The 15171-nt window shown below is 71.4% G+C and carries 10 protein-coding genes and 1 pseudogene; 8 read left to right on the top strand and 3 right to left on the bottom strand.

Going from position 1 to position 15171, the window contains the following annotated elements:
- Nucleotides 1–16 precede the first annotated feature (16 nt).
- Nucleotides 17–313 carry an acyl carrier protein gene (locus OG338_RS29885; protein ID WP_405940572.1) on the top strand — a complete coding sequence of 99 codons (297 nt, stop codon included), beginning with the start codon at nt 17–19 and terminating at the stop codon, nt 311–313.
- Here the strand turns inward: OG338_RS29885 and OG338_RS29880 are convergent.
- Genes OG338_RS29880 through OG338_RS29870 form a run of 3 tightly spaced genes read right to left on the bottom strand, consistent with a single transcriptional unit; the run spans nt 298 to nt 2778 of the window.
- On the bottom strand, nt 298–1080 hold the full coding sequence (locus OG338_RS29880; protein ID WP_331741660.1) for an SDR family oxidoreductase: 783 nt from the start codon (nt 1078–1080) through the stop codon (nt 298–300). The two genes, OG338_RS29885 and OG338_RS29880, sit on opposite strands and share 16 nt — an antisense overlap.
- A gap of 4 nt (nt 1081–1084) precedes the next feature.
- Entirely contained in the window at nt 1085–2236 is a 1152-nt protein-coding gene (locus tag OG338_RS29875) for an aminotransferase class I/II-fold pyridoxal phosphate-dependent enzyme (protein ID WP_331741657.1), read from the bottom strand.
- Entirely contained in the window at nt 2233–2778 is a 546-nt protein-coding gene (locus OG338_RS29870; protein ID WP_331741654.1) for a phosphopantetheine-binding protein, read from the bottom strand. The genes OG338_RS29875 and OG338_RS29870 overlap by 4 nt, the downstream gene beginning before the upstream one ends.
- A gap of 242 nt (nt 2779–3020) precedes the next feature.
- Between OG338_RS29870 and OG338_RS29865 the strand changes: the two genes are divergently transcribed.
- The 7 genes and pseudogenes from OG338_RS29865 (at nt 3021) to OG338_RS29835 (ending at nt 15135) form a co-directional block, all read left to right on the top strand.
- Complete coding sequence (locus OG338_RS29865) at nt 3021–5213, top strand: molybdopterin-dependent oxidoreductase (protein WP_331741651.1); 2193 nt, start codon at nt 3021–3023, stop codon at nt 5211–5213.
- Between the two features lie 92 nt (nt 5214–5305).
- Nucleotides 5306–6697 (top strand): annotated as a pseudogene (locus tag OG338_RS29860) (FAD-binding oxidoreductase); the annotation flags it as partial.
- 89 nt (nt 6698–6786) lie between these two features.
- Nucleotides 6787–7461 (top strand): hypothetical protein, encoded by a 675-nt coding sequence (locus OG338_RS29855; RefSeq protein WP_331741648.1) that lies wholly within the window; start codon nt 6787–6789, stop codon nt 7459–7461.
- Nucleotides 7454–8743, top strand: coding sequence for a PLP-dependent aminotransferase family protein (locus tag OG338_RS29850; RefSeq protein ID WP_331741645.1), 1290 nt, complete (start codon nt 7454–7456; stop codon nt 8741–8743). Before OG338_RS29855 ends, OG338_RS29850 begins: the two co-directional genes overlap by 8 nt.
- Nucleotides 8744–8890: 147 nt before the next feature.
- Entirely contained in the window at nt 8891–9934 is a 1044-nt protein-coding gene (gene hppD, locus OG338_RS29845) for a 4-hydroxyphenylpyruvate dioxygenase (RefSeq protein ID WP_331741642.1), read from the top strand.
- 60 nt (nt 9935–9994) lie between these two features.
- A complete protein-coding gene (locus OG338_RS29840; RefSeq protein WP_331741639.1) occupies nt 9995–10204 on the top strand; it encodes an MbtH family protein in 210 nt (69 codons plus the stop codon).
- Entirely contained in the window at nt 10201–15135 is a 4935-nt protein-coding gene (locus OG338_RS29835; protein WP_331741635.1) for an amino acid adenylation domain-containing protein, read from the top strand. Before OG338_RS29840 ends, OG338_RS29835 begins: the two co-directional genes overlap by 4 nt.
- Nucleotides 15136–15171: the final 36 nt, after the last annotated feature.

Raw genomic sequence — 15171 nt, 5'->3', positions numbered from 1 at the left:
GACACCGGAGGACGCCATGTACGAGCGGCTGAAGACCATCATGGTCGACGTCCTGCTGCTGAAACCCGAGAGGGTGAGCCCGGACGCGACCCTCGAAGAGGCGGGTGTCGACTCACTCACCGTCGTGGAGCTGTCCCTGGTGCTCAGTCAGCACCACGGCATCGACATCTCCGACGACGAACTGATCGAGCTGGAGACGGTCGCCGACATCGCCGCGCTCATGGAGCAGCGGACACCGCCGCCGCCCCCCGCGCACGCCTGCTGTGGCGGGGCGGCCGCCGCCGCCCCGCCACAGGCTCAGCTCCGCAGGTAGGAGGCGCCGTTCAGGTCGAGGATGGCGCCGCTGGCCCACTCGGCCTGGGCGGAGGCCAGATAGAACACGGCAGCGGCGATCTCGTCCGGCTCCGCGACCCGGCCGAACGGGCTCTGCGCCCTGATCTCGTCGCCGCCCGGCGGCTTGAGCCAGTCCGTGGTCATATCGGTGGCCACGAACCCGGGCGCCACCGCGGAGACCGCGATCCGGTACGGCGCGAGGGCGAGGGCCAGCGACTGGGTCAGCGAATTCAGACCGGCCTTGCTGGCCCCGTACGCGGGCACGTCGGGCTCGCCCCGGAACGCGCCGCGCGACGAGATGTTGATGATCCGCCCGCCCCGGGCCTGCTCCTTCATATGCCTGATCGCGCACCAGGTCACATTGGCGGCGCCGACCAGATTGACCCCCAGCGTCGCCCGCCACTGCTCCTGCCAGGTCGCGTAGTCGACCTCGGTGACCGGGTGGGCGGTGAAGATGCCGGCGTTGTTCACCAGGATGTCCAGCCCGCCGCCCAGCCGGGCGGCCGCCGAGTCCACGGCCGCGAGCACGGCCTCACCGTCGGTCAGGTCGGCCTGGACGACGACGTGTCCGGTGCCGTCGAGCCCGGCCACCAGCTTCTCCGGGTCCTCGCCCGCCATCCGGTCCAGGACCGCCACCCGGTCACCGGCTGCCGCGAACCGCTGTGCGATCGCCCATCCGATGCCCCGGGCCGCTCCGGTCACGAGGACGGCGCGCCCCCGGTTCGGCTCGTTCAGCTGTGCGCCCATGGGTTCAGACCCCTCTCGCCAGCCTCTCGGCGGCATCGGCTATTACCTCGTCGGGCAGGGAGAAGCAGGCGCGCACGTACGGACGGTCCGGCGGGTCCAGATAGAACGATTCGCCCGGCACCGTGCCCACCAGGCACCGCTGGAGCAGGACTTCGGTCGCCTCCGCACCGGTCGCCACGCCCAGCGGCGAGCAGTCGACGAAGAGGTAGTAGGAGCCGTCCGGTTCATTGGGCGACAACCCGGCGGCGGCGAAGCCCTCCGCCAGCATCCGGCGCTTCCGGTCGTACATCGCGCGCAGGCCGCGGAAGTAGTCGTCGTTCAGCCTGAGCGCCCGGGCGCCCAGCTCCTGGAGCGGGACCGGCGGACAGACCACCAGCGATTCGGCCGCGACCCGGACCGCGTTCATCAGCCGCTCCGGGCCGCAGGCGTAACCCAGCCGCCAGCCGGGCACGCTGAAGGACTTGCCCAGCGAGGACACCGTCACCGTTCGCCGGCCGAGATCGCCGACCGTCGCCGGGGCGACATGCGGTTCGGGCCCGAAGTAGATGTCCTCGTAGACCTCGTCCGTGATGACGAGCAGGTCGCGCTCCTCCGCGACGGCCGAGACCGCCATGAGCTCGGCCGTGGTGAGCCGCCGCCCGCTCGGGTTGTTCGGTGTGCAGACGATCATCGCCCGGGTGTGCGGGGTGACGGCCGACCGCAGGGTCTCCTCGGTGACCTCGAAGCCCGGTCCGATGAGCCGGACCGGCTCCGGGCGCAGGCCAAGCACCGCGAGCGCGGTCGGATAGTTGCCGTAGAAGGGCTCGAACAGGAGCACACCGTCGCCCGGGTCGAGCAGCGCGGTGAGCGTGGCCATCAGGGCGCCCGTCGCACCGACCGTCGCGACGACCTGGGTCGCCGGGTCGACGTCGAGCCCGCTGTACTTCTTCACCTTGTCGGCGACGGCCTCGCGGAAGACGGCGATGCCCCCGGGCGCACTGTACGAGTGGTCGAAGTCCCGGAAGTCCCGGGCGCCTTCCGCCAGCAGCGAGGGCGGCGGCGGCACCTGGCAGAGCCCCTGCGCGATGTTGATCGCGCCCAGCTCCTGACAGCGCACCGTCATGGCGGCGATGGACGACTCCTGTAGGTTCCGCATCCGGCCGGCGGCGCCGATCATCGTCCGGCCCCGGTGGTGAGGGTGTCCAGGAGCCGGTCGAGTTCCGCGACGGTCGGCGCGTCGAAGATCTCGTTGATCGAGAGCTCCACACCAACCGCCGGACCCACACGACTGGCAATCAGCATCGCGTCGATGGACTCACCACCCATCACGAAGAAATCGTCGTCCAACCCCCACCGAGGCCGGGCAAGCACCTCAGCGAACACCGTGCACAACAACTCCTGACGCGCCGAACCCGGCGACCGATACGGCCTCAACCCCCGCAGATCAGGAACCGGCAACACCCCCGCCACCACAGACCCGTCAGCACCCACCGGAATCGCATCAACCACCACCACCGCCGCCGGCACCGCAACACCCGGCAACGCCCCCCGCAAACACCCGTACACCACACCCACATCAAAACCCGGCCCACCCGGCACCACATACGCCACCCGCACCGGACCCACCGAATCCACCACCACCATCACAACCGCCGCATCCACCACACCCGGACACACCGCCAACACATCACGCACATCCCCAAGCGCCACAACAGCCATCCACCACTCACCTCCCCGAACAACACACCAACCCGTCCCCCACAGCCTTCGCACACCCACCCCCACCCACAAGCTCCCAGATTGCTCACCTCCCACCACGCCGAATCCCGCCCCGGCGACCGTGCTCCGGGGCACCCTCCGGGCACTTCTCGCAGAATGCGGTGGCGGGCGGGCACGGCCCCCCGGGGCGGGTTCACACCCCTACCGTGGCGTCGGGAAAACGCCGCCGTCCCGAGGGAGCAGTGGTCACCATCAACGACATCCCGGCCCGGGAGGGCACGACCAGGACCGCGTACCGCACCTGCCCGCTGTGCGAGGCGGGCTGCGCCCTACGACTCGAACTGAACGACACCGGCCGCGTCCTGCGGGTCACCGGGGACGACCGGGACCCCTTCTCCAAGGGATACATCTGCCCCAAGGGAGCGGTGCTCGGAAAGCTGGACGAGGACCCCGACCGGCTGAGCAGGCCGCTGCTGCGCCGGGACGGCGAACTGCGCGAGGTCAGCTGGGAGGAGGCGTTCGCCGCCGTCGACGCGGGCCTGTCCGGGGTGGCCGCCAGGCACGGCCGGGACGCGGTGGCGCTGTACTTCGGCAACCCCACGTTCCACACCATCGGCGCGTACCTCTACCGCCAGGCGATGAGCCAGGCCATGGGGTCGAAGAACGTGTACTCGGCCAGCACCGCGGACCAGATGCCCAAACAGGTCGCCGGCGGACTGATGTTCGGCGACGCGATGGCCATCGGAGTACCGGACCTGGACCGCACCGACCATCTGCTGATCCTGGGCGCCAACCCGGTGGAGTCCAACGGCTCGCTGTGCGCGGCCCCGGACTTCGCCGGGCGCCTCAAGGCCCTGCGCAGGAGGGGCGGGAAGCTGGTGGTCGTCGATCCCCGGCGCACCCGCACCGCCGCGCTGGCCGACGAGCACCTGTCCGTACGCCCCGGCACCGATCCGCTGCTGCTGATGGCGATGGTGCACACCGTGCTGAACGAGGGCCTGGAACGGATCGGCCTGCCGGTCTCCGGGCTGGAGGAGCTGCGCGAGGTGGCCCGCGGCTTCCCGCCGGAGGCCGTGGGCCCGGTGTGCGGGATCGCGCCGGAGACCATCGCGCGGACGGCCCGGGAACTCGCCGCGGCGTCCACGGCCGCGGTCTACGCCCGGATCGGCACCTGCACCACCCGCTACGGCACGGTGGCGCAGTGGCTGGTGGACGTGCTCAACGCGCTGACGGGCAATCTGGACCGCCCGGGCGGTGTGATGTTCGCCGAGACGGCGGCGCTGGAGATCTTCCGGGCCGGCCCCGCGTTCTCGACCGGCAACTGGCACAGCCGGGTACGGGGACTGCCGGAGGTGATGGGCGAGTTCCCGGTCGCCACCCTGGCCGACGAGATCGAGACCCCGGGCGAGGGCCAGGTCCGGGCCCTGGTGACGGTCGCCGGCAACCCGGCGTCCTCGGCACCCAACGCACCCCGGCTGGCCCGGGCCGTCGAGGGGCTGGAGTTCGTTGTCTGCGTCGACCCGTATCTGAACGAGACGACCCGCCTCGCCGACGTGATCCTGCCGCCGCCGCGCACACTCCAGAGCCCGCACTTCGACTTCCTGGTGCAGATCATCATGGTGCGCAACTACGCCCGCTACTCCCGCCCGATCCTGCCGCTGGCCGACGACCAGCGCACCGAGGCCGAGATCCTGGCCCGGCTGACCCTGATCGCCGCCGGGCTCGGCGCCGACGCCGAACCGGCCCGCGCCGAGGAGATGTTCCTCGAACAGCTCGGCATCACCGGGGAGGCGGCCGCCGGGCTCGACGGCGAGGACGGCACCGAGAAGATCCTGGACGCACTGCTCCGGGCCGGCGGCTACGGCCTCTCGCTCAAAGCCCTGCTCGACGCGGAGCACGGAGTGGATCTGGGGCCGCTCAAGCCCCGCCTGCCGGACCTGCTCCGCACCCCCGACCACAGCGTGGACCTGGCGCCCGCACGACTCGTCGCGGAGGCCGGCCGGCTGCGCACCGCCCTGGACGAGGAACCGCCGGAGTTCATGCTGATCGGCCGCCGCCAGCTCCGGTCGAACAACAGCTGGCTGCACAACGTGGCGGAGCTGCGCGGCGGCACCAACCTCTGCACGCTCCACATCCACCCGGGCGACGCCGCCCGGCTCGGCCTGGACGCCACCACGCCGGCCCTGATCGGCTCGGCGGTCGGCGAGGTGACCGTGCCGGTCGAGATCACCGACACGATCATGCCCGGCGTGGTGAGCCTGCCGCACGGCTGGGGCCACCAGGACTCCCCGCAGAAGGTCGCGCGCCGGGACCCCGGAGTGAACGCCAACGTCCTGACCGACGACGCGGTCCTGGACGGAGTCTCCGGAACCGCCGTGTTCAACGGGGTGCCGGTGACGGTACGGGCCGCGCCTCTCCAGGAGGCGGCGTCATAGGGCCGCACGGCCGGACCGGTGCCCGTCTCCGGGAATGCGGAGTTCGCCTCGCCCGATGGAGCCCCGCCCCGGCGCCTCGTTACGGTGCGGGCATGGATGCCACAGTCGAAGAGCTGCTGGCGGTGCTGCCCACCGGTCGCGTGCTCACCGACCCGGATCTGCTGGCCGCCCACCGCCGCGACGAAGGCGACCTGTGCGCCGCCGGCACACCGCTGGCCGTCGTCCGCCCCCGGGACACCGCCGAAGTCGCCGCGACCGTCCGGGTGGCCGCCGCACACGGTGTCCCGGTCGTCCCGCAGGGCGCGCGCACCGGGCTCGCCGGTGCCGCCAACGCGGTCGACGGCGCCCTGGTGGTGTCGCTGACCGGGCTGGACCGCATCATCGAGATCGACCCGGCGGAGCACATCGCGGTGGTGCAGCCGGGCGTCGTCAACGCCGAACTGCACCGGGCGGCCGAGGCGCACGGCCTCGCCTACCCGCCGGACCCCGGCTCCTGGGAGTCCTCGACCATCGGCGGCAACGTCTCCACCAACGCGGGCGGAATGTGCTGCGTGAAGTACGGCGTCACCGGTGAATACGTGCTCGGCCTGGAGATCGTGCTCGCCGACGGCGAGATCCTCCGCTGCGGCCGCCGGACCGTGAAGGGCGTCGCCGGATATGACCTGACGCGGCTGTTCGTCGGTGCGGAGGGCACGCTCGGCATCATCACCGAGATCACCCTCAGGCTCCGGCCCGCCGCCGGGGAGCCCCGGACGCTGGTCGCGCTCTTCCCCACGGTGACGGCCGCCTGCGACGCCGTGGCGGCGGTCACCGCGGCCGGCCACGTTCCGAGCATGCTGGAGCTGCTGGACCGCACACACCTGAAGGCCATCGAGGCGTACCGGCCGATGGGCCTCCCCGACACGGCCGGGGCGATGCTGCTGATCGGGACCGACACCGGAGCCGGCGCCGCCGCCGGACTGGCCGCCATCGCGGACCACTGCCGGGCCGCCGGCGCCGCCGAGCTGTACACGGCCGAGGACGCGGCGCAGGCCGAGGCGCTGACCGCCGCCCGCCGGCTGGCCCATCCGGCCATGGAACACCTCGCGGCGCGGGCGTTCCCCAGCGGGCGGGGCGGCCTCGTCGTGGACGACGTCGCGGTGCCGAGAACCCGGATCGCCGACTTCATGACGGCGGTCGAGGAGATCTCCGCACGGCACGGCGTCCTGGTCGCGGTGGTCGGGCACGCCGGGGACGGAAATCTGCATCCGGTGATCGTGGTGGACCGGGCGGACCCCGCCGGCCTGGACCGCGGGCGGCGGGTGTTCGACGACATCATGCGGCTGGGCCTCGCGCTGGGCGGCACCTGCACCGGCGAGCACGGCATCGGCACGCTCAAGCGGGACTGGCTCGCCCGTGAACTCGGCCCCGTCGGCATGCGGGTGAACCGGGCGCTGAAGGCCGCGCTGGACCCGGCCGGAATCCTCAACCCCGGCAAGGTGATCGCACCGGACCGGCCGCAGACCGGCAGACGGCGGCCGCCGGCCCGGCCCCGGACCCCGAAGCGAACGGATGCCACGAGGACGGTGAACCCATGACGACGACCGGCACGGGCCCCGCGGTGGCGGTCATCGCCGGCACCCCCTACGACTCCGGGCTCGGCGTCGAACTGCTGCGCGCCGAGGGGGTGTCCGCGCACCCGTACGCCATGGCGGCCTCGCCCGACGAGCAGGACCGGCTGCAATACCAGGACCCCGAAGCCCTGGCCGACGCGTTCCACCGGCGTCTCGCCGAGCTGCGGGCGGACGGGACCGAGCAGGTCATGCTCTTCTGCAACTCCATGTCCGCCGTGGTCGACCACGACGACGCGGTGCTGCCCGTCGTCTCACCGGTCACGGTCTACGCCGAACTGCTGCCGAAGCTGGCATCGTCCCTGGTGGTCACCGGCAACGCCCAGGCCCTCCTCGGCTTCGAGCGCACCGCCCTGCGGACCGCCCCCGGACACCGGATGCTCGGCGTCTCCGATCCCGCACTGGTGCGCGGGATCGAGGCCGGTGACGCGGCGGCGGCCTTCACCGCCTCGCACCTGCCGGCCACACTGCGCCTGGCCCGGCAACTCGGCCTGGACGCCGTCGTCCTGGCCTGTACGCACTTCACCGCGCTCCTGCCGCTGATCACCGCCGTCTGCGACCTCCCCGTCATCGACGTCGGCACCCGGCTCGTGGAGCTGACCAAGCTGGCTGCGACCGGATCGGCGGACCATGGTTGAGCTGTCCCGTGCGGACCTGCACGTCTCGGTGTCCGATCCCGCCGCGACCTCGATGAACTTCCTCAATGAGGTCGCCGGCCGGTTCCCGGACGCGATCTCACTGGCCGCGGGCCGCCCGTACGACGGGTTCCACGCCGCCGAAGACGTATCGCGTCACGTCGACACGTATCTGAACCATCTGCGCGCCGAAGGACTCTCCGAGGCGCAGGTGCGCGGCCGGCTGCTCCAGTACGGGCGGACCAACGGCCACATCCACTCGCTGATCGCCAGCATGCTGGAGACCGACGAAGGCATCGTGGTGCCGCCGGAAGCGGTCATGGTCACATCGGGCTGCCAGGAGGCCATGGTCATCGCGCTGCGGGCGCTGTGCCCGCACCCCGGGGACGTCGTCCTCGCGGTCGAGCCCTGTTACGTCGGGCTGACCGGCGCCGCCCGCATTCTCGGCGTCGAGGTGGTGCCCGTACCGGAGTCACCGGCCGGGCTGGCGCCGGAGGCCGTGGCCGAGGCGGCGCGCCGGGTCCGGGCCGCCGGCAAACGCCCCCGGGCGCTCTACCTCGTACCGAACTTCTCCAACCCGTCCGGGATCTCGCTCCCGGTGGCCACCCGCCGGCTGCTGCTCGACATCGCGGGCGAACAGGATCTGCTGCTGCTCGAAGACGACCCGTACGGTCTCTTCGGACTCGACGACGAGCCGCGTCCGACCCTGAAGTCGCTGGACACCGACGGACGTGTGATCTACCTGGGGTCGTTCTCCAAGTCCGTCTTCCCCGGCGCCCGCGTGGGATTCCTCGTCGCCGACCAGACCGTGGTCGACGGGCAGGGCCGGCGCACTCTGCTCGCCGACGAGATGTCGGCGGTCAAGAGCATGCTGACCCTGAACACCTCGGCGGTCTCGCAGGCCGTCATCGGCGGAGTCCTGGTCGAGTCGGACTGCGGTCTGCGCGCCGCCAACCGCGACAAGATCGCTTTCTACCGCCGCAATCTGCGTACCCTGCTCGACGCACTGGAGAAATTCTTCCCGAAATCCTGGCGGGACGAAGGAATGGTGCGCTGGAATGTGCCCGGCGGTGGATTCTTCGCCGTGGTCGATCTGCCGTTCCGGGCCGACGAGGCGCTTCTGGAACTCTCCGCGGAAGAGTACGGCGTGCTGTGGACGCCGATGAGGTTTTTCTATACCGGCGGCGGTGACCGGTCGGTCCGGCTGTCGTGCAGCTATCTGACGCCGGAACAGATTTCGGAGGGCGTGCGGAGGCTTTCCCGGCTCGTCGCGGAAAAGGCATGAACCGCTGCCCTTTCACCCACGCAGGCAACGTGAGAGACGACAGCGCCGGTCCGGCACTGTGATTCTCGAAGTAGCTCGCTGGGACGACAAGCCAGAGCCAGACACGCACCGGTGGAGGTAGAGACCGTGAAGAACGCTCTACAGGATATGAAGATCGACTATGTCGAGTTCTATGTCGAGGACATCGACCGGAGTCTCTCCTGGCTCGTGGACGGCTACGGGTTCACCGTGCGCGCGAAGTCGGCCTCGGCGAGCGGTGCCACCCGGACGGTCAACGTCGGGCAGGGCGGCATCGATCTGCTGCTCACCGAGTCCCGCGAGGACCACCCCGCCCGCGCCTACGCGGCGAAGCACGGCGACGGCATCGGCGACCTGGGCATCCGGGTGCCGGACGCCGCGGCCGCCTTCGCCGAGTCCGTACGGCGCGGCGCCCGGCCGGTCACGGAGCCGGTCACCCGGGGCGCGACGACCACGGCCACGGTCACCGGCTTCGGCGATGTGACGCACACCTTCGTCCAGCGGCCGGACGGCTCGACGGCGGCCGACGCGCGCGGACTCCGCGCCGAACCGGACCTCGCCCCCGACCCCGGGACCGGGCTGCTCGCGGTGGACCACTTCGCGGCCTGCGTCGAACCGGGCCGGCTGGACGAGACCGTCGACTACTACCTGCGCACGCTGGACTTCGACCTCACGCTCACCGAGCGGATCGTCACCGGTGACCAGGGGATGCTCATCAAGGTCGTCCAGAGCAAGTCGCGCGCCGTCACGTTCACCCTCATCGAGGCCGACACGCACATGGCGGTGGGCCAGATCGACAAGTTCCTCAAGGACCACGACGGTCCCGGCGTGCAGCACATGGCCTTCAGCACCGAGGACATCCTCACCACCGTGCGGGGACTCGCCGGACGCGGCATCGAGCTGCTGAGCACACCGGGCGCGTACTACTCCGTGCTTGCCGAGCGGGTCCAGCAGCACCGGCATCCCGTGAGCGCACTGCGTGAGCTGAACGTGCTGGTGGACGAGGACCACGACGGCCAGCTGTTCCAGATATTCGCCAAGTCCGTGCACCCGAGGAACACCATTTTCCTGGAGATCATCGAGCGGGTCGGCGCGACGTCGTTCGGCAGCTCGAACATCCGGCATCTCTACGACAGTGTCAAGGCGGAACAAGAGGCCGGCCCCGCGTCCTGAGCGACAGCTCCCAAGAAATCCACCCGCCAGGAATCCGCCGCCAACCGGAATGAGGTTTCCATGTCCAATCCATTCGAGGACCCCGACGCCCTGTATCTGGTCCTGGTGAATTCCGAAGGGCAGCACAGCCTGTGGCCCGCCGATGTCGCGGTCCCGGCCGGCTGGACCCCGGCGCACGACGTGGACTCCCGCGCGAACTGCCTCGCATTCGTCGAGGAGCAGTGGACCGACATGCGCCCCGGCAGCCTTGTCCGAGCCGAACGGGCATGACCGTGCGGGGTGTGGCGGTGGGGGTGTTGCCGGAGTTGTTCGGGGCGCAGGTGGTGCGTTCTCCGGGTGCGGTGGCGCTTGAGTGTGGTGGTGTGTCGTGGTCGTTTGCTGAGTTGGATGCGTGGTCGAGTCGGTTGGCTCGGTATTTGGTGGGGTTAGGGGCGGGGCCGGAGCGGGTGGTGGCGGTCGCTTTGCCGCGGTCGTTGGAGTTGGTGGCTGCGGTGTTGGCGGTGTCGAAGACGGGGGCGGCGTATCTTCCGGTCGATCCGGACTATCCGGCGGACCGGATCGACTACATGCTCACCGACGCCGCGCCCGGCCTGCTGATCACCGACCGGGCCACCGCCGCGCTCCTGCCGGACGTGGCGAAGGTGACCGCGATCCTCGTGGACGACCCGGGGACGGCCGCCGAGGTGGCGGGGCAGTCCGACGCCCCCGTCACGGATGAGGACCGGCACGGGCCGCTGCTGCCCGCGCATCCCGCGTACCTGATCTACACCTCGGGCTCCACCGGGCGCCCCAAGGGCGTGGTCGTGAGCCACCTGGGCCTGGCCGCTCTCTCCGCGTACCTCATCGACACCCTGGGCATCGGGCCCGCGTCACGCGTCGGGCAGGTGGCCTCACTGAGCTTTGACGCGGCCGTCCTGGAACTGGTCATGTCGCTGCCCGCCGGTGCCGCGCTGGTCCTGCCCGAACAGCGCCAACTGGCCGGGGAGGTGCTGGCCGACGCCCTGCGCCGACTGCGCGTCACCCACGCCCTGGTGGGACCGGCGGCCTTGGCCGGAGCGGCCCCCGAGCAGCTGCCCGACCTCGAATGCCTGCTGGTCGGCGGCGAGGCGTGCCCGGGCGAGGTCGTCGCCGAATGGTCGGTGGGCCGGCGCATGTTCAACGCCTACGGCCCGACCGAGGCAACCGTGTGTACGACGATGAGCGGGCCGCTGTCCGGCGGGGACGCGCCGATCGGCAAACCGGTCTGGGACGTACAGGCGTATGTGCTGGACGACCGGCTGGAGCCGGTGGCGTCGGGTGTGGTGGGGGAGCTCTACCTCGCGGGTCCGTGTCTGGCCCGGGGATATCTCAACCAGCCGGGGCTGACCTCCCAGCGATTCGTCGCGTGCCCGTTCGTCCCCGGAGAACGGATGTACCGCACCGGCGACCTCGTGCGCCGGCGGCCCGACGGTGAACTGGAATACCTCGGCCGGGCCGACGAACAGGTCCAGGTCCATGGATTCCGGATCGAGCCGGGCGAGATCGAGGCGGTGATGGCCGCACAGCCGGGCGTCGCGCGCGCCACGGTCGTGGTCCGTGAGGACCGGCCGGGCGACCGGCGACTGGTGGGGTACACCGTGCCCGAGGCGGGCGGCCGGCTCGACCCGGTGGTGTTGCGGGCGGCCGTGGCACAGGTGCTGCCTGTCCATATGGTGCCTTCGGCGGTGGTGGTGCTGGATGCGCTGCCGTTGACGGTGAACGGGAAGCTGGACCGTAAGGCCCTGCCCGCGCCGGTGTTCACCGGTGGGGCGGGACGGGAGCCGTCCACGCCGGTGGAAGGCATGCTCTGCGAGCTGTTCGCCGAGGTTCTGGGCGTCGAACGGGTCGGCGTCGACGACAGCTTCTTCGACCTGGGCGGACACTCCCTGCTGGTGGCACGGCTGATCAGCCGGGTGCGGTCGGCGCTCGGCGTGGAGCTGGAGATCCGGACGGTCTTCGACCACCCGACGGCCGAGGCGCTGGCCCGGTCGCTCCACGAGACCGGGCCCGCCTGGCCCGCCCTGGTGCGGGCGGACCGCCCCGAGCGCCTGCCGCTGTCGTTCTCGCAGCAGCGGCTGTGGTTCCTGACGCAGTCGGAGGGACCGAGCGCGACCTACAACGTGCCCGTCGCGTGGCGGCTGCGAGGCCGGCTGGACCCGGCCGCACTGACCGCGGCCTTCCGCGACGTGGTCGAACGCCACGAAGCACTGCGGACGACGTTCCCGGTGGCGGACGGGCAGCCCTACCAGCAGGTGATACCGGCCGCGCAAGCGGTGCCCGAGGTCACGGTGGTGCGGGCCGAGGAATCCGAGCTGGCCGCGCTGACCGAGCGGGCGGCCCGGCACGTCTTCGACCTGACCACCGAAATTCCGGTACGAGCCTGGCTGTTCACGCTCGGCCTCGACGAGTGCGTGCTCGTGCTCCTGATCCACCACATTGCCGGCGACGGCTGGTCCCTCGGCGTCCTGCTGCGGGACCTGGAGGAGGCGTACCAGGCACGGCTGACGGGCGACGCACCGAAGTGGCGGGACCTGCTCGTGCAGTACGCGGACTACACGCTGTGGCAACGCGAACTGCTCGACGGGGACCAGGGCCCCGAAAGCGTGTCGGCCCGCCAGCTGGCGTACTGGAAAACGGCGCTCACCGGCCTGCCCGAGCAGCTGGAGCTGCCCTTCGACCGGCCCCGCCCGGCGCGCCCCTCCCACCGAGGCGCGTACACCACGATGGACCTGGACGCGGAGCTGCACCGCGCGCTGGTGGAGCTGGCCCGGGCACACCGGGTGACGGTGTTCATGGTGCTCCAGGCCGGGCTGGCGGTGCTGCTGTCCCGGTCCGGCGCCGGCACCGATATCCCGATCGGCGTCCCGGTGGCCGGCCGGGGAGGCGACGAACGGCTGGACCGGCTGGTCGGCTTCCTGGTCAACACCCTGGTGCTCCGGACGGACCTGTCCGGCGACCCGAGCTTCGCGGAACTGCTGGGCCGGGTCCGTGACCAGGACCTGGCCGCCTACGCGCACCAGGACGTCCCGTTCGAGCGGCTGGTGGAAGTGCTCAACCCGGTACGTTCGAACGCTCACCACCCGCTGTTCCAGGTGATGCTGGCCTCCGACGACGACACCGCCCGGCAGTGGGGCATCCGTGGCCTGCGGGTCCGGGACCTGCCGCTGGACGCGGGCGCGGCCAAGTTCGACCTGACCCTGACGTTCCGGTCCCGGCACCGGCCGGACGGCACCCCGGACGGGATCAGCGGCCTGCTCGAATACGCGGTCGACCTGTTCGACGAGGACACGGTGAACGCGCTGGCGGAGCGGCTGGCACGGCTGCTGGGCCAGGTCGCGGCCGACCCGGCGCAGCGGATCAGCGGCGTACGCCTGCTCTCACCGGCCGAGCACGAGTCGGTGGTCTCGGGGCGGGACGACGCGGCGCGGGGTGTGGCGGTGGGGGTGTTGCCGGAGTTGTTCGGGGCGCAGGTGGTGCGTTCTCCGGGTGCGGTGGCGCTTGAGTGTGGTGGTGTGTCGTGGTCGTTTGCTGAGTTGGATGCGTGGTCGAGTCGGTTGGCTCGGTATTTGGTGGGGTTGGGGGCGGGGCCGGAGCGGGTGGTGGCGGTCGCGTTGCCGCGGTCGTTGGAGTTGGTGGCTGCGGTGTTGGCGGTGTCGAAGACGGGGGCGGCGTATCTTCCGGTCGATCCGGATTATCCGGCGGACCGGATCGACTACATGCTCACCGACGCCGCGCCCGTCGCGGTCGTTACGAACCGGCAGGCGAGCGGGCACCTGGACACCCGGGGCCGGCTGGTCGTCCTGGACGATCCGGGGACGGCCGCCGAGGTGGCGGAGCAGTCCGGCGACCCCGTCACCGATGAGGACCGGCACGAGCCGCTGCGGCCCGCGCACCCGGCGTACGTCATCTACACCTCGGGCTCCACCGGGCGCCCCAAGGGCGTCGTGGTCAGCCATCTGGGCCTCGCCAACCTGTCCGCGTTCATGATCGACACCCTGCGCACGGGCCCCGCCTCGCGCATGGCCCAGCTCCTCTCGCTGAGCTTCGACATGTCACTGCTGGAACTGCTCTCGTCCCTGCCCGCCGGTGCCGCGCTGGTCCTTCCCGCGCCCGGGCCGCTGGCCGGCGAAGAGCTGGCCAGGACCCTGCGCGAGCTGCGGATCACCCACGCGGTGGTGGCCCCGGCCGCCCTGGCCGGGGCGGCGCCCGAAAGCGTGCGGGAGCTGGAATGCCTCGTCGTCGGCGGCGAAGCACTCCCCGCCGAGCTGGCCGTCGAGTGGTCGGCGGGCCGGCGCATGTTCAACGCCTACGGCCCGACCGAGACCACGGTGTGTACGACGATCAGCGCACCGCTGACGGGCGGCGACGCGCCGATCGGCAAACCGGCCTGGAACGTACGGGCGTTCGTCCTGGACGACCGGCTGGAGCCGGTGGCGTCGGGTGTGGTGGGGGAGCTCTACCTCGCGGGTCCGTGTCTGGCCCGGGGATATCTCAACCAGCCGGGGCTGACCGCGACGCGGTTCGTGGCCTGCCCGTTCGTCCCGGGCGAGCGGATGTACCGCACCGGCGACCTGGTGCGCCGGCGGCGCGACGGCGAGCTGGAATACCTCGGCCGGGCCGACGAACAGGTCAAGATCCGCGGGTTCCGGGTCGAACCGGGCGAGGCGGAGGCGGTGCTGGTCCGGCAGCCAGGCGTGGACCAGGCCGTCGTCGTGGTCCGTGAGGACCGGCCGGGCGACCGGCGACTCGTCGGCTATGCGCAGTCGGCCCCCGGACACGTGCTCGACCCGGTGGTGTTGCGGGCGGCCGTGGCACAGGTGCTGCCCGCCCATATGGTGCCTTCGGCGGTGGTGGTGCTGGACGCGCTGCCGCTGACGGTGAACGGGAAGCTCGACCGTAAAGCCCTGCCCGCGCCGGTGTTCACCGGTGGGGCGGGACGGGAGCCGTCCACGCCCGTGGAAGGCATGCTCTGCGAGCTGTTCGCCGAAGTCCTGGGCGTCGAACGGGTCGGCGTCGACGACAGCTTCTTCGACCTGGGCGGACACTCCCTGCTCTCCGCCGTGCTGGTCGCCCGGCTGGAGGAGCAGTTCGGGATCACGATCACCCTGCGGGAATTCCTGGCCGACCCGTCCGTCAGCGGCCTCGCCGGCCGGGGCGTGGTGCCCGCGGCCGAACAGCCCTGATCCGCGCAACCACGCCCCCGGGGCGGGAGGGGAAGA

The sequence above is a fragment of the Streptomyces sp. NBC_00726 genome, from assembly GCF_045161735.1.
In the GTDB taxonomy this organism is placed as follows: Bacteria; Actinomycetota; Actinomycetes; order Streptomycetales; family Streptomycetaceae; genus Streptomyces.
This window is presented reverse-complemented; position numbering and strand designations above follow the sequence as displayed.

Excerpts from the sequence above, each read along its gene's own strand:
- OG338_RS29885 (WP_405940572.1), top strand. The coding sequence starts at position 17 with ATGTACGAGCGGCTGAAGACCATCATGGTCGACGTCCTGCTGCTGAAA.
- OG338_RS29880 (WP_331741660.1), bottom strand. The coding sequence starts at position 1,080 with ATGGGCGCACAGCTGAACGAGCCGAACCGGGGGCGCGCCGTCCTCGTG.
- OG338_RS29875 (WP_331741657.1), bottom strand. The coding sequence starts at position 2,236 with ATGATCGGCGCCGCCGGCCGGATGCGGAACCTACAGGAGTCGTCCATC.
- OG338_RS29870 (WP_331741654.1), bottom strand. The coding sequence starts at position 2,778 with ATGGCTGTTGTGGCGCTTGGGGATGTGCGTGATGTGTTGGCGGTGTGT.
- OG338_RS29855 (WP_331741648.1), top strand. The coding sequence starts at position 6,787 with ATGACGACGACCGGCACGGGCCCCGCGGTGGCGGTCATCGCCGGCACC.
- OG338_RS29850 (WP_331741645.1), top strand. The coding sequence starts at position 7,454 with ATGGTTGAGCTGTCCCGTGCGGACCTGCACGTCTCGGTGTCCGATCCC.
- hppD (WP_331741642.1), top strand. The coding sequence starts at position 8,891 with ATGAAGATCGACTATGTCGAGTTCTATGTCGAGGACATCGACCGGAGT.
- OG338_RS29840 (WP_331741639.1), top strand. The coding sequence starts at position 9,995 with ATGTCCAATCCATTCGAGGACCCCGACGCCCTGTATCTGGTCCTGGTG.
- OG338_RS29835 (WP_331741635.1), top strand. The coding sequence starts at position 10,201 with ATGACCGTGCGGGGTGTGGCGGTGGGGGTGTTGCCGGAGTTGTTCGGG.